The following is a 24,448-nucleotide window of genomic DNA, read 5'->3' as shown; positions in this document are numbered from 1 at the left end:
CATCAGCTGGACAGCGCAAGGGCTGCCGTCGCCGCCACCACGGTAACGACGGCGGCAGCCAGGCCGGCAGCAATGAATCGCCCCCAGCGGACTCTCACGCCAAGCGAACGCATGCGGTCATACCAGAGCAGCGTCGCAAGCGAGCCCCAGGGAGTTACGATGGCGCCGAGATTCACGCCGAGCAGCAGGGCTGCCAGCCGGACGGGACTCTCAGCCGACGGCTCCAGTGCCAGATACGCCGGAAGGTTGTTCACTGCGTTGGAAGCGAGTGCACCCGCGCCAGCCAGCTGCAGGAGCGCGCCGAAGGTTTCGCCGGACCCCGCTGCCTGGGCAAGAAACCCGGTGAGTCCCTGGGCGTGAGCGGCCTGGACCAGGACGAAAAGGCTGACAGAGAGAACTACCGGCTGCACCGGCAGAATGTCCAGCCGCAGGGCAGAGCGCTGCTTGGCGAGGAATCCGCCGGCGAGCACCAGCGCCGCCAGGCAGGCGGGGATCCATACGTCGATACCGCTGACCAGCGCGGGCAGCAGCAGGCCCACCACCACCATGCTCAATACGAGGAGCCCGCGGTCCGGCACCGGGACCGGGTCCCGCGGCGGCAGGTAGCGTCCCCGCAGCTGCCGGCGGAAGACCAGCCACAGCAGCAGGGCAGGAACCAGGATCCCGGCCAGCGCGGGAGCCCAGACGAGTCCGGCATAGGCGACCGGATGGAGGCCCGCCCGCTGCTGGGCCAGGAGATTCGTCAGATTGGACACGGGGAGCAGCAGTGAGGCGGTGTTCGCCAGCCACACTGTGCTCACCGCAAAGATGATGGGCGGAATCCGCGCGGACCAGGCCAGGGAGACCACCAGCGGAGCCACGAGCACAACGGCCGTGTCCAGCGAGAGAAAAATGCTGGAGAGAACAGTCAGCGCCAGCACCAAAAGCCACAGGATAAAGATGCGGCCCCGGCCTGCCCTCGAAATGAAGCGGGTGGCCACCCGGAACAGCCCGGCTGCATCTGCAAGGCAGCTGACGACGGTAGCCGCCGTGACGAAGAGCAGGACCGGCCCTATTCGTTCCAGCAGTTCACGGGTCTCGGACAGCGGCAGGGCGCCCGTGAGAATACAGGCAGCAGCGCCGGCGGCCAGAATCCACAGCAGCACCATCCGTGCCATAGACCCTGTTCCCTCCCCCGCCTGATTCTCCGAAGCACGCCGTCAGGCCCGCATCAACGGGATCCACAGTAGTGCCTGCTGCCGGGCAGGGTGCTTCTTCCGGACCGGCGGCTTCACGGCAGGCAACCCGGATATGCAAAAAGGCCGCGTTCCTTGCGGAACGCGGCCTTGATGAATCCGGCAGCCGGAGCTGCGGGGGAAAATCTACTACTTGACGGTAACCGTGGCGCCGGCAGCCTCGAGGGCTTCCTTTGCCTTCTCTGCGGCTTCCTTCGTAGCGCCTTCCAGGACAGCCTTCGGGGCGCTGTCTACAACGTCCTTGGCTTCCTTCAGGCCCAGGGAAGTCAGGGCACGAACTTCCTTGATGACTGCGATCTTCTTGTCACCGGCAGCTTCGAGGATGACGTCGAATTCGGTCTTCTCTTCCTCGGCGTCGGCAGCACCGGCGGCGGGACCGGCAACTGCAACAGCAGCAGCGGTAACGTCGAAGGTCTCTTCGAAGAGCTTCACGAAGTCGGAGAGCTCGATGATGGACAGTTCCTTGAAGGCTTCAATGAGCTCTTCGTTGGTCAGCTTCGCCATGGTGTGGCGTCCTTCCTATAAGTGGTGCGCGGGCACCTTATTGGTGCGTCGGCACCGGAGTGTGGATTGGAAGAGCGATTACTCTTCGGTGGCTGCTTCTGCGGCCGGAGCTTCTTCTGCGGCGGCCGGAGCCTCTTCCGCGGCGGGAGCAGAATCGCTTCCCTCTTCAAGCTTCACGCGCAGAGCGTCGACCGAGCGTGCCAGCATGGACATCGGTGCCTTGAGGACACCGGCGACGCGTGCAAGCTGGAGCTCACGGGATTCAAGGGCAGCCAGTGCGGCAACACCGGAAGCGTCCAGGGCATTGCCCTCGAAGACACCGGTCTTGATGATCAGCTGCGGGTTGGTCTTGGCAAAATCCGTCAGGCTCTTTGCAGCTGCAACTGCGTCACCCTTGATGAAGGCAATTGCAGTGGGGCCGGTAAGCTGGCCGTCGAACGCGTCGATGCCGGCTTCCTTGGCTGCAATGCCAGTCAGGGTGTTCTTGACGACCGAGTACTTGGTGTCCTGGCCGAGCGAACGACGCAGCTCCTTGAGCTGTGCAACGGTGAGCCCGCGGTATTCGGTTAGGACAGCAGCGGTTGATTCGTTGAAATCGGTGGTGATTTCTTCAACTGCCGTTACCTTTGTTGGCGTTGCCATAACCCTCCTTCCGGGGAATAGTGCCGGTGGATCGGGTCCCGAACATAAAAAACGCCCCGGGCAGATGCACGGGGCTTAGCAGCAGGAACGCGTTGACGCGCACCATTTGGCTGAGTTCGTTCACCTGCGCAGGCCGCCCTCTGAAGGGACTTTCGGATGTCCGATCAACCGGAGTCCACCCGCGGTCCCGGAGATCCAGGATGAGAGTGGGATTGAAAGCACATCGACCGACGGTCTTTGGTATATCCAGAGTACGGGACAAACACGGCCGGGCCAAATCCGCTCCGGTCAGGCTTTCGCAGCTGCCTTCTGCCACTCCCCCGAATAACCGACCGGGGTGAAGCCGAGCATCTCATTAATGGACAGCATGTACGTGTTCTCGGCAGCATTCCAGGTCCAGACCCGCAACGCCCCCGGAAGTGCCTCGCGCAGCCGCACCAGGTTTGCTGCCTTGAGCAGCAGGCCCAGCCGGTGTCCCCGATGCTCCTCCAAAACCAGGGTGTCATCCTGGAAGGCCACCTCGGGGTTGCTGTTGAACACCATGAGCACCGTATGTCCGGCCAGCTGTCCGGAGGGAACGTGGCGAACGGCGCATACCAGCTCCTCCGCATCCATTTCACGCACTTTCCGTTCCCCCTCGCGCACCCGTGCCGCGTCCCACTGTTCCTCCTCGAGGTCCAGGCCTGCCATCGGGGCATCGGTACTCATTTTCTGCCGCAGCAGCGCATAGGCATCCACAAGGTGTTCAGGGCAGGCCCCCTGCCAGAATTCCAGAGCGTAATCCTCGGAGCCGGCGCCCACGGCCGAGTCCAGCAGCTCCTGCCAGTCAGTGGTACCTGCCAGGTCCAGGAGGCTCACCCGTTCCACTTGCTCGAGCTCAAAGCCCCGTCCCGCGGCGAAGCATGCGGCACTGTCCCCGGGGATAGCCCCGGTCCCGCTCTTGGGCGCCAGCACGGAAGAGGCAGCAACGCCGGACCGCACCGGGTGGTCCGTTTCCCCCAGAAGGGTCGTTCGCCCGTCGGCTGCCGCCGCCTGTTCAGCTGCAGCATACAACCGGCGTCCCAGGCCGCAGCGGCGGAAAGCCGAAGCCACTGTCACATGCACCCAGGCGGAATGGGTGTTATCCATCAGCGGCAGTTTCAGTGTTGCCACCCCCGCCAGCTCATCACCAACCCATGCCCCGAGCAGGAGCCGCCGCCGCATCGCGGACGGAAGGAAGCCAGCCAGCTGCGTCGCAGGCGCGTCCCGAAAGTCATCGTTGCCCCAGATCTCCCGCAGATTCGCATTCAGGAGCTCAACAGCCGCTGTGAAACCCGCCGCGCCAGGATCAGTTATATCCAGGCTCGCCGGAATGGGCATCAGTGCTATCTCTGCGGCAGGAAGTGTCATGGCCCACATCCTGCCTGACCTGGCGCCTGAGCACAAAAAAGCGGCCGCAGCGAAATGCTGCGGCCGCCTCTGCGACAGATCCGGGACGCGGGCGCCCCTAAGCCGGACTATGCGTCGGCAAGAACCTTGGTGACGTTCGGGTCAACGGAGATGCCCGGGCCGAACGTGGTGGAAACGGTTGCCTTCTGGATGTAGCGTCCCTTGGCCGCGGACGGCTTCAGGCGCAGAACTTCTTCAAGGGCTGCGGCGTAGTTCTCGGCCAGCTTCTGCTGATCGAAGGACACCTTGCCGATGATGAAGTGCAGGTTGGAGTGCTTGTCAACGCGGAAGTCGATCTTTCCGCCCTTGATGTCGCTAACAGCCTTGGCAACGTTCGGGGTAACCGTGCCGGTCTTCGGGTTCGGCATCAGGTTACGCGGGCCGAGCACGCGGCCCAGGCGGCCAACCTTGCCCATCATGTCCGGGGTGGCAACGGCGGCGTCGAAGTCGACCCAGCCTGCTGCAACCTTTTCGATCATGTCATCGGAACCGACGAAGTCAGCGCCGGCTGCAATAGCCTGCTCTGCCTTCTCGCCCGTTGCGAAAACCAGGACACGGGCGGTCTTACCCGTACCGTGGGGCAGGTTAACCGTGCCGCGGACCATCTGGTCGGCCTTGCGGGGGTCAACGCCCAGTCGGAAAGCAACCTCAACGGTCGCATCAAACTTGGAGGGGTTGGATTCCTTTGCCAGCTCTACAGCCTCAACCGGTGCGTACAGCTTGTCCGCATCGATCTTGGCTACAGCTGCTTCATATGCTTTGCTGCGCTTTGCCATCTGCTTTTTCTCCTTGTGCAGTTGTGGTCTGTCGGACCGCGCTCGGCCCTGCCACGCGCCGTCGTGCCCTGTGGCACGAACAGCTTTTTGAAAGTGTAAATGTTTGCTCGGCGGGCGGACCCGCCTCACCAAAAAAGCTAATTAGCCCTCTACGGTGATGCCCATGGAGCGGGCGGTGCCGGCGATGATCTTGGCAGCAGCCTGGACGTCGTTGGCGTTGAGGTCTTCCATCTTCATGGTGGCGATCTCTTCGACCTGAGCCTGGGTCAGGTTGGCAACCTTGGCGGTGTGCGGGGTTGCCGAACCCTTGGCAACACCGGCAGCCTTCTTGATCAGCTGTGCAGCCGGCGGGGTCTTCGTGATGAAGGTGAACGAACGGTCTTCGTAAACGGTGATTTCAACCGGGATAACGTTGCCGCGCTGGGATTCCGTTGCAGCGTTGTACGCCTTGCAGAATTCCATGATGTTGACACCGTGCTGGCCAAGTGCCGGACCGATAGGAGGAGCCGGGTTGGCGGCACCTGCGTTGATCTGCAGCTTGATGAGGCCGGTGACCTTTTTCTTGGGGGCCATGAAAGGGTCCTTCTCTAAATTATGTTCCCGGGGAACAGGAGCGTCCGTCCGGGTTGGTGGCCGCCATGGCGTGGCGGCCGGACGCTGCCGGCAGGGTAAAGCGGACCTGCAGACAACGAAGTCTTTGGTACTACTGCAGCTTGGTGACCTGGCCGAAGCCAAGCGTCACCGGAGTCTCGCGCTCGAAGATGGTCACGAGGACCACCAGCTGCTGAGACTCGGGCTTGATCTCGGAGATCGTGGCCTGGAGCGTCTCGAACGGTCCTTCGTTGACCGTGACGGGCTCGCCAACCTCGAAGTCCACTGCATAGTTGGAAGATTCCTGCGCGGGCTTGCCGGCTTCGATCTTCGGGGAAACCACGGTGTGCTCCAGCATGGAGTAAACCTCTTTGAGGCTCAGCGGCACGGGGTTGTGGGCGTTGCCCACGAAGCCCGTAACACCGGGGGTGTGGCGCACAACGCCCCAGGAGGCGTCGGTCAGTTCCATGCGGACCAGAACGTAGCCGGGAATACGGACCCGGTTCACGATCTTCCGGGTGGTGTTCTTGATCTCGACGACTTCTTCCATCGGAACCTGGATTTCGAAGATGTTATCTTCCATGTCCATGGTCTGGATGCGGGTCTCAAGATTGACCTTCACGCGGTTTTCGTAACCGGCGTAGGAGTGGATGACGTACCAGTCACCCTCCTGACGGCGCAGCTTCGCCTTGAAGGCTTCTGCGGGATCTTCCTCGGGCTCTTCTTCTGAGTCTTCGGAGTCTGCGGAATCAGAGTTCACAACCTCGTCGGCGGCGTCGGCATCCTCTGCCGGAACGTCAGCCTCGGCGGGCGCCTCAACGGCGTCTGCTGCGGTTGTTTCATCCTCGGCATCCAGATCAGCGGCTTCGTCATTGATCTGTGATTCGAGTTCTTGCTCGGACACGTAGATTCCTGCTTTCTTCTTCAGAGCTCTATGGGGTTTGTCACTGGCTCTAGCTCAAAGGCCTGAGGTTCCTGCCCTTGGGGCGAAACGCAGGCCCGGAGTCAGCTTTCGCCGCTGCCCGAGCCGAAGATCGCCAGCGCGCCTGCACCAAAGACAAAATCCAGAACTGTCACGATAATCATCATCACGACCACGAAGGCCAGAACCACAATGGTGTATCTCAGCAGTTCCTTGCGGGTGGGAGTGACCACCTTTTTCAGTTCCGCAATAACCTGACGCAGGAAGAGCGCAATTGCCGCGAAGAAGCCGCGCTTCTTGGGCCCGCTGGAGGGGTGTCCCTTGGAGCTGCTGGCAGCTGTCTCGGTCACCATCGCCTCACTCATCTGTTCGGTTCACAGCCGCAGCATGTGCTGGGACTGCTGCTTCATGAAGGACTTCTGCTGAGCTGCCGTGATGACAGCCGTGCGCAGGGCAGACAGGACTCGAACCTGCAACCTGCGGTTTTGGAGACCGCTGCGCTACCAATTGCGCCACTACCCTATGGAAGAACCCACTCTACCGGTAATACCCCTCGTCAGCGAACCGCCGACAGGCACAGACCAGTGTCATGACTTCAACACGAAGATCAAGTCTACTCAAAGATTCGCCTCCCGTCGAACCGGCGCTCCGGACAGCGTCCCGGCGGTGCCCCTGCGGTGTCCCTGGGCAGCCGCACCCAGTGTTCCCGGAAGCCTTCCGGAACCGCCGTCGGGGCACGTAAAAGCGGCTTCACCTGCCGTTTCTTCCACCAGCGGCCCGCGTAAGAAACCGCGGCCGCACGCTGCTGCACCTAAACTGGAAGTGGCCGCCTGGAAGTAGGCGGCCCTGCACTCCACATGTCCCATTGGGAATCAAACTGCAACCACAGACGGGAACGCCATGCCTTCCACCGGCCGAATTTCAGAGCGCATCGCCTCCATCGCGGAGTCCGCAACCCTTGCCGTAGACGCCAAGGCGAAAGCCCTCAAAGCAGCGGGCCGTCCGGTGATCGGCTTCGGTGCCGGTGAGCCCGACTTTCCGACCCCCGGCTACATCGTCGACGCAGCAGTTGAGGCCGCGCGCACCCCGCGTTTCCACCGCTACTCCCCCGCCGGCGGGCTCCCGGAGCTGAAGCAGGCCATTGCGGACAAGACCCTGCGGGATTCCGGTTATCCCGTGGAGCCGTCCCAGGTACTGGTCACCAACGGCGGCAAGCAGGCCGTGTATGAAGCGTTTGCCACCCTCCTGAATCCCGGCGATGAAGTCCTGCTGCCGGCCCCCTACTGGACGACGTATCCCGAGGCCATCCGTTTGGCCGGCGGCATTCCGGTGGAGGTCTTCGCGGGCCCCGAGCAGGGCTACATGGTTACCGTTGAGCAGTTGGAAGCTGCCTGCACCGATAAGACCAAGCTGCTGCTGTTCTGCTCCCCCTCCAACCCCACCGGCGCCGTATATCCCGCGGAGCAGGTTGCCGAAATCGGCCGGTGGGCTGCTGCCCGCGGACTGTGGGTGGTCACCGATGAAATTTACGAGCACCTGACGTACGACGGCGTGGAGTTCACCTCCATTGCGACGGCGGCACCGGAGCTGGGCGACAAGGTGGTTGTGCTCAACGGTGTTGCCAAGACCTACGCCATGACCGGCTGGCGGGTGGGATGGATGATTGCCGCCCCCGACGTCATCAAGGCCGCCACCAACCTGCAGTCACACCTGTCCTCGAACGTTGCCAATGTGTCCCAGATGGCGGCGCTTGCCGCCGTTTCCGGTCCGCTGACCGCCGTCGAGGAAATGAAGCAGGCCTTCGACCGCCGCCGCAAGGCCATGGTCGCGGCACTTAACTCCGTTGACGGCATCGAATGCCCCATGCCCGAAGGTGCCTTCTATGCCTATGCGGACGTCCGCGGGCTGCTCGGCAAGGAGTTCCCGGGTGTGAACGGTCCGCTCCGCCCGCAGACCTCCGCGGAGCTGGCCGCCCTGATCCTGGAGACGGTGGAGGTGGCGGTGGTTCCCGGCGAGGCGTTCGGCCCCTCCGGCTACCTTCGCCTGTCCTACGCCCTGGGCGATGAGGACCTTGCCGAGGGCATGTCCCGCCTGACGGAATTCCTCGGCCGCGCCGCCTAGAGCAGGCGCCGGTCGGCGGCCCACCGGCTGAGTTCGTGCCGGTTGGAGAGCTGCAGCTTCCTCAGGACGGCTGATACATGGGTTTCCACCGTCTTGACGGAGATGAACAGTTCCCGGGCCACCTCCTTGTAGCTGTAGCCCCGCGCAATCAGCCGCATCACTTCCAGTTCCCGGGCGGAAAGGCGGTCGAGTTCGTCGTCGACCGCCGCCACCGCCGCTGTCCCGAAGGCATCCAGCACAAATCCTGCAAGCCGGGGTGAAAACACCGCGTCGCCGCCGGCCACCCGGACGACGGCGTCGGAGATTTCCGCGCCGGAAATGGTCTTGGTGACGTAGCCGCGGGCTCCGGCGCGGATCACGGTCACCACGTCCTCAGCGGCATCCGAAACGCTCAGGGCCAGAAAGCGCGTGGTTCCGAGCAGGTCCCGGCAGCCGGCAATGACTTCCGCTCCGCCGCCGCCCACCCCGCCGGGCAGATGGACATCCAAAAGGACGACGGCGGGGCGGTGCGCCCGGATCGCGGCAACGGCTGACTCAACAGTGTCCGCCTCAGCAGTCACCCGCAGCCGGGCGTCCAGGTCTGCCTTGAGGCCTGAGCGGAAAATTGCGTGGTCGTCCACGACTACAACGTCGATGGGGCCGGTCATCATGGGTGCTCCGATGTGTGGGGAATGTCTGCTGCGGGGTGGTTCTCCGTGCTTTCCGGAGGCGTGCGGGTGAGGGGAAGCGCCAGGCGTACTTCTGTTCCCTCCGGGCCGCTGCGGATGACGGCGGTGCCTCCATGGCGCTTCATTCGTCCCACAATGGACTCGCGGACACCGAGGCGGTCCGGGGGAACCTGCTGCGGGTTGAACCCTTTCCCCCGGTCACGGATAAACACTTCCGCCCGGTCCGGGGTGCATTCAACATAGACGGACACCGGGCCCGGTGCGTGCTGGGCCGCATTGATCAGTGCTGCCCGTGCCGCCAGCACCATGGCCTCCGTTGCGGAGGTCAGGGATGCATCGCCTACGGCCACCACTTCCACGGGATACCCGTATTCGTCCTCGACATGGGCTGCTGCGGCGGTGACGGCCTCGGACAGCTGACCGGCCGTTCGCGGATCGTCGAGATAGAGCCAGCGGCGCAGCTCGCGCTCCTGTGCGCGGGCAAGACGAAGAACGTCCTGCTCTGAACCGGCCCGGTTCTGAATGAGGGCAAGGGTCTGCAGCACTGAGTCGTGCAGGTGGGCGGCAATTTCGGCCCGTTCGCGTTCCCGGATGCGCCCTGCCCGCTCTGCTTCCAAGTCACGCCAGTACTTGACGGCCCAGGGTGCGAACACCAGCCCCACGCCGCCCAGGACAGCTGCGGCGGCCAGCAGCCCGGCGAGCAGGATGTCCCAGGCGAACGCGCCGGAAACCATCAACAGCACTCCGACAATTACCAGCAGCAACCCTGCCGCCAACCGAAGGACCCCGGTTCGGCGGTCCGCGCCGGCACTGCTGATGAGTCCGGCCCGGCGCGCATCATCGAGCTGGGACCAGGCCAGCACGGCCCCTGCAACAATGGCGCCCAGCGGGAACAGGACCTGCCAGTTCACGTCGGCGCCAAACCGCTGGGCGATGACGACGGCGGCAACGGCGAGCAGCGCCAGACCAGCCAGGACATCACGGCCGGCAGCGAACTGGCTCCAGCCGCGGGCAGCGGCCGGGGGGCGGGAAGCGGGCGCCCCGGCGTCTGAAGCGGGCCCCTCGGCGTTTGGGCCCTCCACGCCGGAAGTGCGGGTGCCGGCGGCGGAAGGTCCGCCGAAGTGGGCCGCAAAATTCTGCGCCAGGCTGCGGGGGCGGTGCTCTTTGTCGGCACTGTCTTCCGCCTCTGCAGCTGTGGGCACCAGGACCCACAGCCAGGCATAGAGCACCAGGCCGGCACCTCCGGCTGCAGCCAGCAGCACCATCGACGCGCGGATGAGGTTGACGGACCAGCCCAGGTGCCCGGCAAGGCCGGAACAGACGCCCGCAACCATACGGGCGTCAGGACGGAGCAGTGGTGCCTTCATGCACTTATCCAAGCACGTTGAGGGCCCCTGCGGCGGCCCTCAGGCGCCTCCGGCGGCTTTCTCAGGGCCCGCTCAGGGATATCTCAGGGAAATCCCGGATCCGGTCGGACAGTTCCGCCGACAGAATGGAACCATGACCCCGCACCCATCAGATCCCGGCCCTGCCGGAAACGATCGCCTAACGCCCGCCGATGCTTCAGCCGGCGAAACCACGCAGTCCCTGCCGGTTGACGCAGCTCCCACCCGCCCCCTGCCTCCACCTGCCGGTGCCGCAGGCTCCCACCGGATACCCAACGCCGAGCAGGACCGTCCTTCCGGCACGGGAAACAACGGCACCGGCCAGGGGCCCAACGGGTTCTTCCCCTGGCTCCGGTCGCTGGGAATTGTCCGCGGCACCGACCGCTGGGCCGGCGGCGTCTGCTCCGGCATCTCCGCCCGCCTTGGAATCGACCCTGTCCTGGTCCGCGGCCTTTTTGTGGTCCTTGCCCTGTTCGGGGCCGGGCTTCTGTTGTACGGCCTGGCGTGGGCCTTTCTGCCCGAGCCGGACGGCCGCATCCATGCGGAGGAGGCCCTGCGCGGTACCTGGACCACCGGTACCACCGGTGCCCTGACCGCTACCATCCTGGGCACGGGGCCCAGCATCTGGTGGGCTGACGACGGGGTATTCGGCGGTTTCTTCTGGACGCTTTTTTCGGTTGCCGGTGTTGGCCTGATTATCTACTGGCTGGCGACCCGATCCGGAAGCGGCGGTGCGGCCGGGACACGGGCTCCGGACGGGTTGGGGGCTGGAGGTGGAGAACCGAGCCCCTCATCTGCCGGCTTCCGGACTGATTCTCCGCCCTTTCAGCCGCCCGCTCCCGCCAGACGGCGGACGAGCCCCGGCGGCGCCGCAGTCGCCCTCATCCTGGGAGCAGTCCTGCTCACCTTTGGAACTGTCCTGACCCTGGACTACCTCTCCGTGATTACTCCCGAGCAGCCGGTGGCGGTCGCCCTTGCGGCAGCTGCCGTGGTCAACGGCCTGGCGATCGTGGTGCTTGGCGCTGCCGGCCGTTCCTCCGGTTTTCCGGGACTGACGGCAGCAGCACTCGTGGTATCCGCGGCAGCTACCGGCACGGGTATTGGCAGCTACACCAACGTCGCCGTGGCCCATCAGGCGAATTGGGCTCCCACCAGCTCCTCTCCGGCCACCGGCGGTTACGCGCTCGCAGCCGTCGACGGCGAAATTGATCTGCGCTATTTCTCGGATGAAGAGCGGCCGGCAGCGGAGGTCCCGGTGACCGTGGCCGCGAGTGATCTCACTATCCTGGTGCCCAATGACATTCCTGTCCTGGTCCGTACGGACATGCTGGCCGGAAATGTGATTATCGACGACGGCAGCACCGTTACCGAGACCGGCAGCATCTGGCGTTCCTCGGACCGCCGGCTCAACGGCACAGGCGGCGATCCGCTTGTCGTGCATGTGAAGGGCTTCGCCAGCAACGTGCTGGTAACCGTGAATGAAAGCGATCTCGAACGATGAACACCTCACCCTCATCCGATGCCCGCTTCGACGCCGCCGAAGACGGACGGCGTCCGGCCCGCACCAGCACCATTGTGTGGGGCCTGCTCCTCGCTGCAGCCGGCGTCCTGATCCTGGTCTGGCTGCTGACCGATATTGCGTTTGATCCGCTGGCCGTCCTGCTCGGCCTGACCCTTGGCACAGGCGCCGCCCTGCTCGTCGGGGGTGCCATTGCCGCTATGGGCGGCCGCAACCGGGAGCACCCCTGACAACCAGGCACCGAACTCCATGGAGTTTCACCCCGGGCGGAAACGCCTTCCATCCACTTCCAGAAAAGGCAGTCTGTAGATTATGAACCGTTTCTTTAATATGTTGCGTTCCTCCCCGGTCCGCAGGACCCGCGGCTGGGCGGGAGGCGTCTGCGCAGGAATTGCCGACCGGTACGGCTGGGATGTTTCGGCGGTGCGGATCGCCGTCCTGCTCAGCTTCCTGCTCCCGTTTGTAGGCGTTTGGACGTACCTCGCCGCCTGGCTCCTGCTGCCCAAAACGGACGGCACCATTGTGCTGGAACGCCTGCTCGGGAACCGCTAGCCCGGCGGCACAAAGGGCCCGGGTGCATCTCATTTGCCCCGTATGACGCCGGTTGAGTCCCGCCGCGATGGCTGCCGGCCCGGCGGTGGCTAGAATCGAGGCTGAAGATCCACCAGCCGCCACAACCGAACCAGAGGTTTCAACCATGAAGATCGGCATCCTGACCAGCGGAGGCGACTGCCCCGGACTCAACGCAGTGATCCGCGGAGCGGTTTTGAAGGGGATCAAGGTACATGACGTGGAATTCGTGGGCTTCCTGGACGGCTGGCGCGGAGTGGTGGACGGCGACATCATCGACCTGCCCCGCAGCAGCGTGCGCGGCATCTCGAAGCAGGGCGGAACCATTCTGGGAACCTCCCGCACCAATCCTTTCGACGGACCCAACGGCGGACCCAAAAACATCAAGGCCACAATGGACCGGCTGGGAGTCGATGCCATCATCGCGATTGGCGGTGAAGGCACGCTGGCAGCTGCGCAGCGGCTCACCGATGCCGGGCTGAACATCGTGGGCGTCCCCAAGACCGTGGACAACGATCTGGATGCGACCGACTACACCTTCGGCTTTGACACAGCGGTGCAGATCGCGACCGAGGCCATCGACCGTCTGCGGACCACCGGCGAATCCCATCACCGCTGCATGGTTGCCGAGGTCATGGGCCGCCACGTGGGCTGGATTGCCCTGCACTCGGGCATGGCTGCCGGAGCGCACGCCATCCTGATCCCGGAGAACCCGCAGAGCCTGGACCAGATCGCGGAGTGGGTCACGCAGGCCCGGGACCGCGGCCGTGCGCCTCTCGTCGTCGTCGCCGAAGGCTTCGTCACCACCGACATGGAATCCCCCCACTCCGAACGCGGGCTGGATGCCTTTGGCCGGCCCCGGCTCGGTGGCATCGGAGAACTGCTGGCCCCGGAAATTGAGGCCCGCACCGGAATCGAAACCCGCGCCACTGTCCTGGGACATATCCAGCGCGGCGGCGTTCCCACCGCCTATGACCGCGTATTGGCAACCCGCCTCGGCATGGCTGCCGTGGACTCGGTCATCGACGGACTGTGGGGCACCATGGTGGCCCTGCACGGAACGGATATTGCACACGTTGGCTTCGAAAAAGCCCTGGACAACCTCAAGACGGTTCCGCAGCGCCGGTACGACGAAGCATCCATCCTGTTTGGCTAAACGGGCAGGCAATTCGGCAGCGGCTTCGCGTCATGGTGAACGGGTGTAATTTGCAGACCGGTGTAATTTGAAACGTATGAACTTGGACCCCGGCACGATTGCGATCATTCAGCTCGCCTGGTCCCGGCGCCTCGGTCTGGCTGATGATGCACTGGCGGGTGCCGCAGACGGCACCCGCATCTACAGTGTGCAGGATCAGTCGCCCAGCGTGTCCTTCACCCGATTGTTTGGACGCGAGGTGTTCTGCGGGCCCCAATGGGCCATCCGGCGCGCACGCGGCAAGTCAGCGGACGAGCTGAGCCGGCGCACTGCCCTCGCCGGCCTCTCCCTGGAGTACGGCGGACGGACGGTCAGTTCCGAGAATCTCTGCTTTGCCGATTCGTTCCCGCCGCCGGTGGAGCCGGAGGACGAACTTGCCGTCAGCGAGGACCGCGGCCTGGCGGTGAAGCTGGAACGCCTGTGCCCTCCCGATGACGTGGCGGAGGCGGGCCTGGCACACCGGGAACAGATGTTCATAGTGGTCGATGAGAGCACCGACGCAACTGTTCCCCTGGCGGGAGCGGGCTACAGCATCCGTGACGGGATCCTGGCCGACATCGTCTCGCTGACCGCTCCGGCGTACCGCCGGCGGGGGCTGGGACGACACATCACGTCCGTGGCCGTCGAGGAGTCCATGGCTGCCGGGCTGATCCCGCAGTACAGGGTTCCGCTGGACAACGTTGGCGCAGCCCGGACCGCCGCCGGGGCAGGTTTCGTTGCGGTTGGCATCCGCTCGGAAGTCCGGCTGTCTTCCTAGCGCCGCTAGAGCAGTTCCAGCAATTCCTGCCGGGAGAAATACTCAGCGGTTGCCCGGGCGGAAGGCGTACCGGCGTCCGGATCCGCTCCGGCGGCTGCAAGGATCTTCACTACCTCCGTGTAGCCCTTGAAGACGGCGCCTGCCAGCGGAGTCTGGCCGCGGTCATTCTGAGTGTCCACGCGGGCGCCCCGTTCCACCAGCAACGCGGTAAGGTCCGCATGTCCGTGGTAGGACGCGAGCATCACCAAGGTGTCCCCGGAGCCGTTGGTCAGGTTCACCGGGACCCCGGCGTCCAAGTAGCTGCGGATACCGTCGGTGTCTCCGGCCCGCGCGGCGTCAAACACCAGGCCCGCAAGCTCAATGATGTCGTCGTCGATTTCGGGACGGGGTTCCGGGGTGCTCATAGATCTCCTCTGGGATGTATCCGGGTCTGACGTTTTCTTGCCGGCTGCTGCTAGGGCCGCGGTGTCCGCAGGAAGCCCGTAGCGCGTCCCACGACGGCGCCGGCGTCCGGGGCCACGATGGTTTCCTGGGCAGCCGCGTAGGGCTCGCCGTCGTCGTCCACCACCAGCTGCACGCTGGGATCCGCTGACCGTTTGATGACGGCCAGGGCAACCGCGCCCATTTCATAGTGCTGTGCCACGGATGTGACAGTGCCGATCCTGCGCTCCCCCAGCAGAACCGCACTCCCCGGCGCGGGAAGGGTGTGCTGGGACCCGTCCAGCTGAAGGAAAACGAGGCGGCGGGGCGGATGGCCCAGGTTGTGCACGCGGGCAATGGTTTCCTGGCCCTTGTAGCAGCCCTTGGCCAGGTGAACGGCGGTGCGGATCAGGTCCAGTTCGTGCGGAATGGTCTTCTCATCGGTTTCAGCACCCAGCCGCGGACGCCAGGCGGCAATCCGCAGGGCTTCGGAGGCCATGGTGCCGGCCAGGGAGCGGCCGGAGGCCTCCACTGCCTGCTCCAGTTCCGACGCCGGAATGAGGTACTCCTGCCAGGGCCTGTCACGTCCGGGATGGGAGTCCTCCGGCACCACTGAGTACGCAAATCCGCCGGGGCCGACGTTGGGCCACGGATCGGTCCAGGAACGGTACCCGGACCATTCCGGAACGGCTGAGGTGGTTCCGGCTACGGCCCAGTCGGCACTGACATCGGCCACCTCCACCCGGAGCATGAACTTCATCCGCTGCAGGAACTCGGCAAGGGCCGGCGCCTCGGCTGCTTCGACGATCAGCCAGGCGGCGGCGCCGTCGTCAACCAGCCGTGCGTCGTGCTCGATCCGACCCTGGACGCTCAGCAGCAGCAGCTCCGAACTTTCCCCGGGCTGCAGGTTGGTCACGTTCTGGGAGGAGAGGGTATTCAGCCAACTCAGCCGGTCGGGGCCGGTGACAGTGACCACGCCGCGGTGCGACAGGTCGGTCACGGCATTGCCCCTGGCCAGTTCGCGCTGTTCTCGCAGGGGGTCTCCGTAGTGGGCGGCGACGCCGGCATCGAGGCCGCCGGCTTCCACCGCGCCGTGGCGGGACAGGAGAGGGCTCTGATAAGTCATAAAACGTGCAACGTCCTTGAACGGGCGGCTATTCCGCCCGGCAGCTGCGGTACAGGAATCAGGATGTTTTCTTGAGGATGGCGGAGGCGTGTGCCTTCAGCGCGTTGCCGCCGTCGGCCACGTCCCAGCGCCAGAACAGGTCCCCGTTGACCAATCCGAAAATCCGGGTTGCGGCAGTGTATTCCTTGGAGTTGACGCCGCGCATGACGAGGTCGGTGCTCAGCTGAATCTGCGGGCCCTTGATCTGCCCGTAGTACAGTTCCGCGATCCCGCCGGGATGAACAATGGTGGCAGTGATGTCGAAGCCCCCGCTGTCATTGCGGAGCTTCTCCACTTCGTCGGCGCTGCGCAGCGCCGGAACAATATCCGCAGGCGTCAGTCCCGGGCCGCCGTCGGCTTCATTGAGAGGACGGTCAAGCGCCCAGAAGCCCGTCTCGACGGCGAGCGGGCGCAGGACGGTGCCTTCCTCATCCGTGAGCCAGCTCTCTGCCTCATACTTCAGGTACGGCAGTCCGTTTTGGCTGAAGGTGACGCGCTGGGTGAAGTGCTCGGAGTCGGCCTCGCCTTCTCCCAGCCTGCCGGAACCTTCCCAGACACCAAGGAGCCATGACAGCGGCACCAGTTCAGGGGTTAGATCTGTGGGGATCTCCATGGGCATGGCGCTCACCTGCTCCTTAGGTTGCTGCGGGTGGGTTACTTCTGCCCTTTGTACAGGCGGCTGATGACCAGGCCGGCAAAGGCGGCCATGGCAACACTGGTGATGCCCAGCAGGACGATGTAAAAGATTTCAATAGCTACGAGCGAATCCATAGCTACATCCTAACCGGAGCCGCAGACGTTTCCCCACATGACGTGCCGCTGCGCCGGCCCGGACGGAATGTTGGGCCCGCGGCAGCTGCGCGGATGGCTCAGGGGATCAGCAGGGCGGCCATGAAGTAGACCACGGAGCCCAGCGCGACGACGGGCGCCAGTGCCAGCGCAAGCCGTCCGCGGCGGTTGGGAATGTCTTCCCGGGAAAGCACCAGCCGGCGCACAGCCATTATCACGGCAGCCCCAACCGCCCCCATCAGTGCTGCGGCGGCGAAATGAACGCCGGCCTCCGGCTGCACCTCACCGGCCAGGGCACCGGCCAGCGCGCCGGCGACAACGCCCAACGGTGCGGCAATCCGGTCCGGCAGGGGAATGAGCGAGACGGCCAGCGCCACGAGGATGCCTGCTGCGGAGATGGTGAGGCCCGCCGGGCTGCCGTCGGCGGCGGCCAGCCGGTCCGCTGCCACCCAACCGGATCCGAAGACGGTCAGCAGGACCCCGGCAATGTTGCCGATGGTCGACTCCAGACGCTGCGCCTGGCCGGTTCCCCGGAGCAGCTGGATGAGGAAGATGGCGCCTACTCCCACCGCTGCCACGGCCGGCAGCCAGACGAGCAGGGCGGTGGCCGGGGCCACAAAGGCTGCGGCACAGGCGGCTGCTCCGGCGAGCGCCAGCACGGCACCCTGGGTCTTCTTGGCGGGGACGTCCAACAGGTGCGGCCAGCCGATTCCGACCGCCACCGCAAGCAGTCCGGTCACGACCGCGACTGCCGCCACGGACCAGTACGAAGCACCTACGATGCCAATGAGGGCTGCTGCCGCCAGCACCGCTACGCTCCAAAGTTTCACTTAAGCCATCCTGCCTTATTACGCGGTGCAGATGAAAGCTACAGGTCCGCAGGAGCGCCGTGGGTATACTTTCAACACTTCGCCCCCTGCGGATGTGGCCAAGCTTGTGCCCGATGATGTGCGCCCAAACTCTCGGAGGATCCATGTCGCACATACTGCTGCTGACCAACAGCCCGGGACCTTCTGCGGAGGTCCTGCCGGCGCTGGGCCTGCTGAACCACAAGGTCCAGGTTGTTCCCGCCGAGCCCACCGCACTGCTGGACACCGAACCCAGCGACGTGGTGCTTATTGACGCCCGCAGGGATTTGGTGGGCGCCCGCTCCCTCACGCAGCTGCTCAAGGCAACGGGTCTGGACACACCGATGATCCTCATCCTGACTGAGGGCGGCATGGCCGCCGTGGCTGCCAACTGGCTGGCCGACGACGTCATCCTCGATTCCGCCGGCCCGGCGGAACTGGAAGCCCGGCTGCGCCTGATGTCAGCCCGGGTCCATTCGGGATCCGATACGGCAGCATCGGAAATCCGCGCGTCCGGCGTCGTTATTGATGAGGCCAGCTACACCGCCCGCGTCAACGGCACCGCCCTGAACCTGACCTATAAGGAATTTGAGCTCCTGAAATACCTGGCGCAGCATCCCGGGCGGGTCTTTACCCGTGACCAGCTGCTGCACGAGGTCTGGGGCTATGACTACTACGGGGGCACGCGGACGGTGGACGTGCACGTGCGGCGCCTGCGGGCCAAGCTGGGCCCGGACCACGAGAACCTGATCGGCACCGTACGCAACGTCGGGTACCGTTTCACCCGCTCCCGCCTTGCCGGCGAATCGGCGCAGGCCGCAAGCCAGGACGCCTGAGCTCGGAGTGCAGGGCAGGCTCCGTGGCCCGCACCTGCTTTCGCTGCTGCCTGCTTGCCCGCCGCCGCCGTCCGGGCGCTACGCTTCTTCAATGAAAGACGAACGTGTGATGCCCTGGACCGTAACCCTGACCAAGGGGACCCCCGAACCGGATCTGCTTGCCCAAATCCGCGAGCTGGCGGCTGCCGCAGCCGAGGCCGACGGCAATCCTCCGCTCTCCGAACAGACCCTCGTTGACCTGCGCTCGGCCGAAACCGACCCGGACGAACTGCTGGTTTTTGCCACCTGCGCCAATGACGGCTCCGCTGGTCCCTCAGAAACCCAGGCGCTGGCCGGTGTGGCCGTCCTGACCGGCGGCACCGCGGAAGAAGCGGGAGTCCTGGAACTGGTGGTGCACCCTTCGTACCGTGAGAAGGGCGTGGGCACCGCGCTTGCGTCCTCGGTCCAGGAGCAGGTGAATGCCGGTTCCCTCCCGGCACCCCAGGCATGGTCCCACGGCAACCATGAGGCCGCCGTCGAACTGGCCCGGCTCTTTGGCTACCGCCCCGTGCGTGAACTCCTGCGCCTGCGCCTCACCCGGGGTGCGGACACCGCAGCCCTGCCGGCTGCCACCCTGCCCGAGGGCGTCTCCCTGCGTGCTTTCCGGCCCGGCGCTGACGAGGATGCCTGGCTGGCGGCCAACGCTGCAGCCTTTGCCCATCACCCCGAACAGGGCAGCATGACGCGTGCCGACCTGGACGCCCGGATGGCAGAGGACTGGTTTGATCCCGAAGGTTTCCTGCTGGCGGTCCGGGACGACGACGGCGCCATCCTCGGCTTCCACTGGACCAAGGTCCATCCGGGGGCCGGCGGGCACCCGGCCATGGGCGAGGTCTATGTGGTGGGCGTACTCCCGGAAGCGCAGGGCATGGGACTGGGACGCACGCTCACCGTTGCCGGCATCCGGCACCTGCAGGACGCCGGACTCCAGGCGATCATGCTTTACGTGGACGCCGACAACGCCCCTGCCATGGCGTTGTACAAACGGCTCGGTTTTGTCCGCTGGGATGCTGACGTCATGTACGCGGCCAGCCACGCCTAAACAGCTTGTAATGTTGATTTGACGGACATCACCCCGGGCGCGAGCCCGGGGCACGTCCGAACCGCCGCCATACTGCAGGGAGAGACCATGGGATCCGATACCGCCGCTGAGCCGCACTACACTTTCGGGTCCGCGGAGTCCATGTCGGCACCCCGTGCCACGGAGGACCGGATTGATATCCCGGATTTTGGTCCGGCCCTGGTCCCCGAGGGAGATATCAGCCCGGAACGCTTTCTGGACCGCGAAATCAGCTGGCTGCACTTCAACGCCCGGGTCCTGGAACTTGCCGAAGATCCGGATCTGTATCTGCTGGAGCGGGTCAGCTTCCTGTCCATCTTTGCGTCCAACCTGGATGAATTCTTCATGGTCCGCGTGGCCGGCCTCAAGCGCCGCATTGCCACCGGGCTGGCGGTTCCCTCCGCCGCAGGCCTGAGCCCGATCGAGCAGCTGGAGCACATCGTGGAGGCCGGCTACCGCCTCCAGCAGCGCCACGCCGAGGTCTTCGCCCGGCAGATCCGGCCCGCCCTGGCCGAGGAGCAGATCCACCTGGTGAGCTGGAACGAGCTCGACGACGCCGCCAAGGCCTACCTGCACCGCCAGTTCGCGTCCAAGGTCTTCCCGATCCTCACGCCGCTGGCCGTGGACCCGGCGCATCCGTTCCCGTACATTTCCGGCCTCTCGCTGAACCTGGCCGTGGTGGTCCGCAATCCGGTCAGCGGCAAGGAGTTCTTTGCCCGCGTGAAGGTCCCGGACCAGCTGCCGCGGCTGATCTCCGTGGACGGACCCCGCGCCGGGAACGTCGCCGGCCGGGTGGCCCGCTTCATTCCGCTTGAAGACGTCATTGCCGAGCATCTGGACCAGCTCTTCCCCGGCATGGACGTCATGGAACACCACGCCTTCCGCGTCACGCGCAACGAGGACCTGGAGGTGGAAGAGGATGACGCCGAGAACCTGCTGCAGGCACTGGAAAAGGAGCTGCTGCGGCGCCGGTTCGGACCGCCCGTCCGCCTGGAAGTCACCACCGACATCAACCCCAGCATCCGCGAACTGCTGGTGCGCGAGCTGGGCGTCGAAGAGGACGAGGTGTATGCGCTGCCCGCGCCGCTGGACCTTCGAGGACTGGCCGGCATCAGCCGGATCGACCGGGCGGACCTCCATTATCCCAAGCAGGTTCCCCACACCAGCGCGCTCCTGAAGGAATCCGAGACTTCCAAGCCGGCGGACGTGTTCGCCGCCATGCGGCGCCGGGACATCCTGCTGCACCACCCGTACGATTCCTTCTCCACGTCCGTCCAGGCGTTCCTGGAGCAGGCCGCGGCGGATCCCCGCGTGCAGGCCATCAAGCAGACCCTGTACCGCACTTCGGGGGACTCCCCCATTGTCGATGCGCTGATTGACGCCGCTGAATCCGGCAAGCAGGTGCTGGCCCTGGTGGAGATCAAGGCCCGCTTCGACGAGCAGGCCAACATTTCCTGGGCGCGCAAGCTGGAACAGGCCGGCGTGCACGTGGTCTACGGAATCGTGGGCCTGAAAACCCATTGCAAGCTCTCCCTGGTGGTCCGCCAGGAAGTGGACGGGCTGCGGCGCTACTGCCACATCGGCACCGGAAACTACCACCCGCGCACCGCCCGTTACTACGAGGACCTGGGGCTGCTGACTGCCAACGAGCAGGTGGGCGAAGACCTCACGAAGCTCTTCAACCAGCTCTCCGGCTACGCCCCGAAGTCCACCTTCAAGCGCCTGCTGGTGGCTCCCCGGTCCGTGCGGTCCGGCCTGATTGACCGCATTGAGCGGGAAATCGCCAACAAGAAGGCCGGTCTTAACGCCCGCGTCATCATCAAGGTCAACTCCATGGTGGACGAGGCGATCATCGACTCCCTGTACCGCGCTTCGCAGGCCGGTGTCCGCGTGGACGTCATAGTGCGCGGCATCTGCTCGGTGCGCCCGGGCGTACCCGGGCTCAGCGAAAACATTACGGTCCGCTCCGTCCTGGGCCGGTTCCTGGAACACTCACGCGTGTTTGCCTTCGCCAATGCCGGCGATCCGGTGGTGTTCATCGGTTCGGCGGACATGATGCACCGCAACCTGGACCGCCGGGTGGAGGCCCTCGTGCAGCTGGCCTCCCGGGACGACATAGCCAACCTCATCTCCCTCCTGGACCGTTACATGGATCCCACCACGGCAAGCTGGCACCTCGAAAGTGACGGCATCTGGACCCGGCACCACAAGGACGAGGCGGGCGAGCCGCTGCAGGACGTGCAGTCCTGGCTGCTCGCCTCCCGGTCCCGCCAGCGTGCCGTCGCCCGCCGCTGATGGCCATGTCCACCGAACCGGGGACTTCCATGAGTGAGCGCACCGAGGTTTCCTCCGCCCGAAGCACGAAAGGTGCGGACGCGACGGGCGGCAAAGCCATTCCCGGGGAGGACCCTGCCGCCTACGAAGACATCAAGGTGGTTGCTGCCGGAGGTTTGTGCTGGCGGGTCCGCGGCGGGGAACTGGAAGTTCTCATGATCCACCGCCCCCGCTATAAGGACTGGTCATGGCCCAAGGGGAAGATCGACAGCGGCGAGACCACGCCCGAGTGCGCCGTCCGCGAGGTCGAAGAGGAAGTTGGAGTGCGGATCCGGCTGGGCATCCCGCTTCCGGCCACGGTGTACCCGGTGTCCTCAGGCATGAAGATTGTCCACTACTGGGCGGCCCGCATCCAGGAGGGCAAACCCCATCCCGACGGCAAGGAAGTGGACGGAGTCCGCTGGTGCTCCCCCGCGGAAGCCCATGCCGAGCTGACCAATCCCTCGGACCGGCTGCCGCTGCGTGCCCTTGAAGAGGCCCATGCGGACGGCAGGCTGCGGACCTGGCCGCTGATCATCGTCCGGCATGCCAAGGCCAAGCCCCGCTCCTCCTGGACCCGCGCCGAGGGAGACCGCCCGCTGGCGGCGACCGGCCTGCGCCAGGCCCAGGCCGTTTCGCGGCTGCTGGGTGCCTGGCTGCCGGACCGGGTCATTTCCAGTCCCTGGGTGCGCTGCGTCCAAACCGTGCGCCCGTATGTGAAAACCCGGACTGTGAAGTTCAAAACGGTGGACGCCATCACCGAGCACAGCGCCAAACGGAAGCCGGGCAAGGCCCGCAAAGCAGTGGAAGCATTGTTCGACAAAGCCAAGCCGGTGGTGCTGTGCACCCACCGGCCGGTGCTGCCCCTGACCTTCGAGGTACTCGCACGGCACATGCCTACCGGCCTGGCCATCGGGTTGCCGGCGAAGGACCCCTATCTGGCCCCGGGCGAAGCGGTTATCTGCCAGGTCAGTTCCGCTGATGAGGGACGGATTGTTTCTTTGGAGCGGTTTCGGGCCTTCGACGACTAACGGTCACGGGCCGTCGGCTGCCGGCTGCCGGCAGCGGTCCGCGCCAAGTGGTGCGCATCGCACTGCCGGCGGGGCCCGCTGCCCCCTCTCCGTGCCCTGCCGTGACTAGACTGGAGCGGTGACTATCCCAACCCCGTACGAAGACCTGCTCCGTGACGTCATGGCCAACGGAACGCAGAAATCCGACCGTACCGGCACCGGAACGCGCAGCGTATTCGGCCGCCAAATGCGCTTTGACCTCAGCGAATCCTTCCCGCTGATCACCACCAAGCGGGTGCACTTCAAGTCGGTGGCCCTGGAGCTGCTGTGGTTCCTGCGCGGAGACTCCAACGTGCGCTGGCTGCAGGAGCGCGGAGTCAGTATCTGGAATGAGTGGGCGGACGACGACGGTGAGCTGGGCCCGGTCTACGGCGTCCAGTGGCGCTCCTGGCCCGCTCCGGACGGCGGACAGATTGACCAGATCGCCAAAGTGGTCGAGAGTATCCGCACCAACCCGGATTCACGCCGGCACATTGTCACGGCCTGGAACCCGGCCGAGGTGGACAACATGGCCCTGCCGCCCTGCCACGCGCTGTTCCAGTTCTACGTGGCGGACGGCAAGCTCTCCTGCCAGCTGTACCAGCGCTCCGCCGACCTGTTCCTCGGAGTCCCCTTCAACATCGCTTCCTACGCCCTGCTGACGCTCATGGTTGCCCAGCAGACCGGCCTGGAGCCCGGCGAATTTGTCTGGACCGGCGGTGACGTCCACATCTACGACAACCATGTGGACCAGGTCCGCGAACAGCTCAGCCGTGATCCGTTCCCCTACCCGCAGCTGCGCCTGGCCCGGAAGCCGGATTCCATCTTCGATTACGCGCTGGAGGATTTCGAGGTGCTGGATTACCGCCACCACCCCGGCATCAAAGCTCCCATAGCAGTCTGAAAGGCCTTGTCTTGAGTGAATCCACCGGTATCCGCTATTTCCCCACGGGCAGCGACAGCCGCGCCGAGGTGCCTCCCGCCGGCATGGACCTGGACGAGGCACTCGCTGCCGCCGGTCCGGCCGGTGTCCGGCGGCCGCTGGTGGGCATGATCTGGGCCCAGACCCTCGACGGCGTCATTGGCCGGGACGGCGGCATGCCGTGGCACCTGCCTGAAGACCTGGCCCATTTCAAGAAGACAACCGCCGGCCATCCCGTCATCATGGGCCGGCGCACCTGGGAGTCCTTTCCCGCCGCCTACCGCCCGCTGCCGGGCCGCACCAACATTGTGGTGAGCTCCAGCGACACGCTGGCCGAGGAGATTTCCCCGGCGGGCGCCGTCGTCGTTGCCTCGCTGGAACAGGCGCTGGACACTGCACGCCACAGCCCCGGCGGAGAGCAAATCTGGATTGTGGGCGGCGCGCAGCTGTATGAGGCCGCCGCTCCGCTGGCGGACGCCGCCGTCGTCACCGTCATCGATGCCAGTACGGAAGGTGACACTTACGCGCCGCATCTGGGCCCGGACTGGGGCTTTACCGCGGTCAGCCCCGCCGAGGGCTGGCACACGGCGGGGAACGGCACCTCCTACCGGATTGCCCTCTGGACCCGGGACCGGGATGCCGAGAGCGGCGTCACCAATCAGCACGGCGGAGCAACCCTGCCCTAAACTGGGAC

26 protein-coding genes and 1 tRNA gene are annotated in these 24,448 nt (G+C 65.3%); 12 read left to right on the top strand and 15 right to left on the bottom strand.

Annotated features, from left to right (window positions below; genetic code table 11):
* Window positions 1-2: 2 nt before the first annotated feature.
* The 9 genes from ACIQXM_RS10405 to ACIQXM_RS10365 all read right to left on the bottom strand — a co-directional run bounded on the left by ACIQXM_RS10405 (window position 3) and on the right by ACIQXM_RS10365 (window position 6,620).
* On the bottom strand, window positions 3-1,157 hold the full coding sequence (locus ACIQXM_RS10405) for an SLC13 family permease (RefSeq protein ID WP_400931147.1): 1,155 nt from the start codon (window positions 1,155-1,157) through the stop codon (window positions 3-5).
* A 207-nt stretch (window positions 1,158-1,364) separates the two neighbouring features.
* Window positions 1,365-1,739, bottom strand: a complete 375-nt coding sequence (gene rplL / locus ACIQXM_RS10400) for a 50S ribosomal protein L7/L12 (RefSeq protein WP_400931145.1) — start codon at window positions 1,737-1,739, stop codon at window positions 1,365-1,367.
* Between the two features lie 78 nt (window positions 1,740-1,817).
* Window positions 1,818-2,381, bottom strand: coding sequence for a 50S ribosomal protein L10 (rplJ, locus tag ACIQXM_RS10395; protein ID WP_400931143.1), 564 nt, complete (start codon window positions 2,379-2,381; stop codon window positions 1,818-1,820).
* A gap of 288 nt (window positions 2,382-2,669) precedes the next feature.
* Window positions 2,670-3,770, bottom strand: coding sequence for a GNAT family N-acetyltransferase (locus ACIQXM_RS10390; RefSeq protein ID WP_400931141.1), 1,101 nt, complete (start codon window positions 3,768-3,770; stop codon window positions 2,670-2,672).
* A gap of 107 nt (window positions 3,771-3,877) precedes the next feature.
* Entirely contained in the window at window positions 3,878-4,585 is a 708-nt protein-coding gene (gene rplA, locus ACIQXM_RS10385; protein ID WP_400931139.1) for a 50S ribosomal protein L1, read from the bottom strand.
* 141 nt (window positions 4,586-4,726) lie between these two features.
* A complete protein-coding gene (gene rplK, locus ACIQXM_RS10380; RefSeq protein ID WP_146361026.1) occupies window positions 4,727-5,158 on the bottom strand; it encodes a 50S ribosomal protein L11 in 432 nt (143 codons plus the stop codon).
* 130 nt (window positions 5,159-5,288) lie between these two features.
* Window positions 5,289-6,080 carry a transcription termination/antitermination protein NusG gene (gene nusG, locus ACIQXM_RS10375; RefSeq protein ID WP_400931136.1) on the bottom strand — a complete coding sequence of 264 codons (792 nt, stop codon included), beginning with the start codon at window positions 6,078-6,080 and terminating at the stop codon, window positions 5,289-5,291.
* Window positions 6,081-6,181: 101 nt separating this feature from the next.
* A complete protein-coding gene (gene secE, locus ACIQXM_RS10370; protein WP_400931134.1) occupies window positions 6,182-6,463 on the bottom strand; it encodes a preprotein translocase subunit SecE in 282 nt (93 codons plus the stop codon).
* An 84-nt stretch (window positions 6,464-6,547) separates the two neighbouring features.
* Window positions 6,548-6,620, bottom strand: a tRNA-Trp gene (locus tag ACIQXM_RS10365).
* A 378-nt stretch (window positions 6,621-6,998) separates the two neighbouring features.
* Between ACIQXM_RS10365 and ACIQXM_RS10360 the strand changes: the two genes are divergently transcribed.
* Complete coding sequence (locus ACIQXM_RS10360) at window positions 6,999-8,219, top strand: pyridoxal phosphate-dependent aminotransferase (protein WP_400931132.1); 1,221 nt, start codon at window positions 6,999-7,001, stop codon at window positions 8,217-8,219.
* Here ACIQXM_RS10360 and ACIQXM_RS10355 read toward each other — a convergent pair.
* Both ACIQXM_RS10355 and ACIQXM_RS10350 read right to left on the bottom strand, forming a co-directional pair.
* On the bottom strand, window positions 8,216-8,866 hold the full coding sequence (locus ACIQXM_RS10355) for a LuxR C-terminal-related transcriptional regulator (protein WP_400931886.1): 651 nt from the start codon (window positions 8,864-8,866) through the stop codon (window positions 8,216-8,218). The two genes, ACIQXM_RS10360 and ACIQXM_RS10355, sit on opposite strands and share 4 nt — an antisense overlap.
* Window positions 8,866-10,254: a PspC domain-containing protein gene (locus ACIQXM_RS10350; RefSeq protein ID WP_400931130.1), complete on the bottom strand. Its 1,389-nt coding sequence runs from the start codon at window positions 10,252-10,254 to the stop codon at window positions 8,866-8,868. Before ACIQXM_RS10350 ends, ACIQXM_RS10355 begins: the two co-directional genes overlap by 1 nt.
* Window positions 10,255-10,387: 133 nt before the next feature.
* Between ACIQXM_RS10350 and ACIQXM_RS10345 the strand changes: the two genes are divergently transcribed.
* The 5 genes from ACIQXM_RS10345 to ACIQXM_RS10325 all read left to right on the top strand — a co-directional run bounded on the left by ACIQXM_RS10345 (window position 10,388) and on the right by ACIQXM_RS10325 (window position 14,313).
* Window positions 10,388-11,773, top strand: a complete 1,386-nt coding sequence (locus tag ACIQXM_RS10345; RefSeq protein WP_400931128.1) for a PspC domain-containing protein — start codon at window positions 10,388-10,390, stop codon at window positions 11,771-11,773.
* On the top strand, window positions 11,770-12,021 hold the full coding sequence (locus ACIQXM_RS10340) for a hypothetical protein (RefSeq protein ID WP_400931126.1): 252 nt from the start codon (window positions 11,770-11,772) through the stop codon (window positions 12,019-12,021). Before ACIQXM_RS10345 ends, ACIQXM_RS10340 begins: the two co-directional genes overlap by 4 nt.
* Window positions 12,022-12,103: 82 nt before the next feature.
* The gene (locus tag ACIQXM_RS10335; protein WP_400931124.1) at window positions 12,104-12,343 is read left to right on the top strand and encodes a PspC domain-containing protein; all 240 of its coding nucleotides are present in this window, start codon (window positions 12,104-12,106) and stop codon (window positions 12,341-12,343) included.
* Between the two features lie 145 nt (window positions 12,344-12,488).
* Window positions 12,489-13,517, top strand: coding sequence for a 6-phosphofructokinase (locus tag ACIQXM_RS10330; protein WP_400931122.1), 1,029 nt, complete (start codon window positions 12,489-12,491; stop codon window positions 13,515-13,517).
* 76 nt (window positions 13,518-13,593) lie between these two features.
* Window positions 13,594-14,313: a GNAT family N-acetyltransferase gene (locus tag ACIQXM_RS10325; RefSeq protein WP_400931120.1), complete on the top strand. Its 720-nt coding sequence runs from the start codon at window positions 13,594-13,596 to the stop codon at window positions 14,311-14,313.
* 5 nt (window positions 14,314-14,318) lie between these two features.
* Here the strand turns inward: ACIQXM_RS10325 and ACIQXM_RS10320 are convergent, their stop codons facing one another.
* The 4 genes from ACIQXM_RS10320 to ACIQXM_RS10305 form a co-directional block, all read right to left on the bottom strand.
* Window positions 14,319-14,717 carry an ankyrin repeat domain-containing protein gene (locus ACIQXM_RS10320; RefSeq protein ID WP_400931118.1) on the bottom strand — a complete coding sequence of 133 codons (399 nt, stop codon included), beginning with the start codon at window positions 14,715-14,717 and terminating at the stop codon, window positions 14,319-14,321.
* 50 nt (window positions 14,718-14,767) lie between these two features.
* Entirely contained in the window at window positions 14,768-15,859 is a 1,092-nt protein-coding gene (locus ACIQXM_RS10315; RefSeq protein WP_400931116.1) for a YgfZ/GcvT domain-containing protein, read from the bottom strand.
* 58 nt (window positions 15,860-15,917) lie between these two features.
* A complete protein-coding gene (locus tag ACIQXM_RS10310) occupies window positions 15,918-16,517 on the bottom strand; it encodes an FABP family protein (RefSeq protein ID WP_400931884.1) in 600 nt (199 codons plus the stop codon).
* Window positions 16,518-16,767: 250 nt separating this feature from the next.
* Window positions 16,768-17,517 (bottom strand): hypothetical protein, encoded by a 750-nt coding sequence (locus tag ACIQXM_RS10305; protein ID WP_400931114.1) that lies wholly within the window; start codon window positions 17,515-17,517, stop codon window positions 16,768-16,770.
* Window positions 17,518-17,660: 143 nt separating this feature from the next.
* On the opposite strand from ACIQXM_RS10305, the gene ACIQXM_RS10300 reads away from it, so the two are divergent.
* The 6 genes from ACIQXM_RS10300 to ACIQXM_RS10275 all read left to right on the top strand — a co-directional run bounded on the left by ACIQXM_RS10300 (window position 17,661) and on the right by ACIQXM_RS10275 (window position 24,440).
* Window positions 17,661-18,371, top strand: a complete 711-nt coding sequence (locus ACIQXM_RS10300; protein ID WP_400931112.1) for a winged-helix domain-containing protein — start codon at window positions 17,661-17,663, stop codon at window positions 18,369-18,371.
* Window positions 18,372-18,480: 109 nt separating this feature from the next.
* The gene (mshD, locus tag ACIQXM_RS10295; RefSeq protein WP_400931110.1) at window positions 18,481-19,452 is read left to right on the top strand and encodes a mycothiol synthase; all 972 of its coding nucleotides are present in this window, start codon (window positions 18,481-18,483) and stop codon (window positions 19,450-19,452) included.
* An 87-nt stretch (window positions 19,453-19,539) separates the two neighbouring features.
* Window positions 19,540-21,765 carry an RNA degradosome polyphosphate kinase gene (locus tag ACIQXM_RS10290; RefSeq protein ID WP_400931108.1) on the top strand — a complete coding sequence of 742 codons (2,226 nt, stop codon included), beginning with the start codon at window positions 19,540-19,542 and terminating at the stop codon, window positions 21,763-21,765.
* A 29-nt stretch (window positions 21,766-21,794) separates the two neighbouring features.
* Complete coding sequence (locus tag ACIQXM_RS10285; protein WP_400931106.1) at window positions 21,795-22,814, top strand: NUDIX domain-containing protein; 1,020 nt, start codon at window positions 21,795-21,797, stop codon at window positions 22,812-22,814.
* Window positions 22,815-22,932: 118 nt separating this feature from the next.
* Window positions 22,933-23,736: a thymidylate synthase gene (locus ACIQXM_RS10280; RefSeq protein ID WP_400931104.1), complete on the top strand. Its 804-nt coding sequence runs from the start codon at window positions 22,933-22,935 to the stop codon at window positions 23,734-23,736.
* An 11-nt stretch (window positions 23,737-23,747) separates the two neighbouring features.
* Window positions 23,748-24,440 carry a dihydrofolate reductase gene (locus ACIQXM_RS10275; protein WP_400931102.1) on the top strand — a complete coding sequence of 231 codons (693 nt, stop codon included), beginning with the start codon at window positions 23,748-23,750 and terminating at the stop codon, window positions 24,438-24,440.
* The last annotated feature ends 8 nt before the right edge of the window (window positions 24,441-24,448 follow it).

Source organism: Arthrobacter sp. NPDC097144, assembly GCF_044762205.1.
Lineage (GTDB): Bacteria > Actinomycetota > Actinomycetes > Actinomycetales > Micrococcaceae > Arthrobacter_B.
This window is presented reverse-complemented; position numbering and strand designations above follow the sequence as displayed.

Excerpts from the sequence above, each read along its gene's own strand:
- ACIQXM_RS10290 (WP_400931108.1), top strand. The coding sequence starts at position 19,540 with ATGGGATCCGATACCGCCGCTGAGCCGCACTACACTTTCGGGTCCGCG.
- ACIQXM_RS10335 (WP_400931124.1), top strand. The coding sequence starts at position 12,104 with ATGAACCGTTTCTTTAATATGTTGCGTTCCTCCCCGGTCCGCAGGACC.
- ACIQXM_RS10345 (WP_400931128.1), top strand. The coding sequence starts at position 10,388 with ATGACCCCGCACCCATCAGATCCCGGCCCTGCCGGAAACGATCGCCTA.
- ACIQXM_RS10320 (WP_400931118.1), bottom strand. The coding sequence starts at position 14,717 with ATGAGCACCCCGGAACCCCGTCCCGAAATCGACGACGACATCATTGAG.
- ACIQXM_RS10300 (WP_400931112.1), top strand. The coding sequence starts at position 17,661 with ATGTCGCACATACTGCTGCTGACCAACAGCCCGGGACCTTCTGCGGAG.
- mshD (WP_400931110.1), top strand. The coding sequence starts at position 18,481 with ATGCCCTGGACCGTAACCCTGACCAAGGGGACCCCCGAACCGGATCTG.
- ACIQXM_RS10340 (WP_400931126.1), top strand. The coding sequence starts at position 11,770 with ATGAACACCTCACCCTCATCCGATGCCCGCTTCGACGCCGCCGAAGAC.
- ACIQXM_RS10390 (WP_400931141.1), bottom strand. The coding sequence starts at position 3,770 with ATGACACTTCCTGCCGCAGAGATAGCACTGATGCCCATTCCGGCGAGC.
- ACIQXM_RS10360 (WP_400931132.1), top strand. The coding sequence starts at position 6,999 with ATGCCTTCCACCGGCCGAATTTCAGAGCGCATCGCCTCCATCGCGGAG.
- ACIQXM_RS10350 (WP_400931130.1), bottom strand. The coding sequence starts at position 10,254 with ATGAAGGCACCACTGCTCCGTCCTGACGCCCGTATGGTTGCGGGCGTC.
- ACIQXM_RS10315 (WP_400931116.1), bottom strand. The coding sequence starts at position 15,859 with ATGACTTATCAGAGCCCTCTCCTGTCCCGCCACGGCGCGGTGGAAGCC.
- ACIQXM_RS10330 (WP_400931122.1), top strand. The coding sequence starts at position 12,489 with ATGAAGATCGGCATCCTGACCAGCGGAGGCGACTGCCCCGGACTCAAC.
- secE (WP_400931134.1), bottom strand. The coding sequence starts at position 6,463 with ATGAGTGAGGCGATGGTGACCGAGACAGCTGCCAGCAGCTCCAAGGGA.
- ACIQXM_RS10325 (WP_400931120.1), top strand. The coding sequence starts at position 13,594 with ATGAACTTGGACCCCGGCACGATTGCGATCATTCAGCTCGCCTGGTCC.
- rplA (WP_400931139.1), bottom strand. The coding sequence starts at position 4,585 with ATGGCAAAGCGCAGCAAAGCATATGAAGCAGCTGTAGCCAAGATCGAT.
- ACIQXM_RS10405 (WP_400931147.1), bottom strand. The coding sequence starts at position 1,157 with ATGGCACGGATGGTGCTGCTGTGGATTCTGGCCGCCGGCGCTGCTGCC.
- ACIQXM_RS10310 (WP_400931884.1), bottom strand. The coding sequence starts at position 16,517 with ATGCCCATGGAGATCCCCACAGATCTAACCCCTGAACTGGTGCCGCTG.
- rplL (WP_400931145.1), bottom strand. The coding sequence starts at position 1,739 with ATGGCGAAGCTGACCAACGAAGAGCTCATTGAAGCCTTCAAGGAACTG.
- ACIQXM_RS10285 (WP_400931106.1), top strand. The coding sequence starts at position 21,795 with ATGAGTGAGCGCACCGAGGTTTCCTCCGCCCGAAGCACGAAAGGTGCG.
- ACIQXM_RS10355 (WP_400931886.1), bottom strand. The coding sequence starts at position 8,866 with ATGACCGGCCCCATCGACGTTGTAGTCGTGGACGACCACGCAATTTTC.
- rplJ (WP_400931143.1), bottom strand. The coding sequence starts at position 2,381 with ATGGCAACGCCAACAAAGGTAACGGCAGTTGAAGAAATCACCACCGAT.
- rplK (WP_146361026.1), bottom strand. The coding sequence starts at position 5,158 with ATGGCCCCCAAGAAAAAGGTCACCGGCCTCATCAAGCTGCAGATCAAC.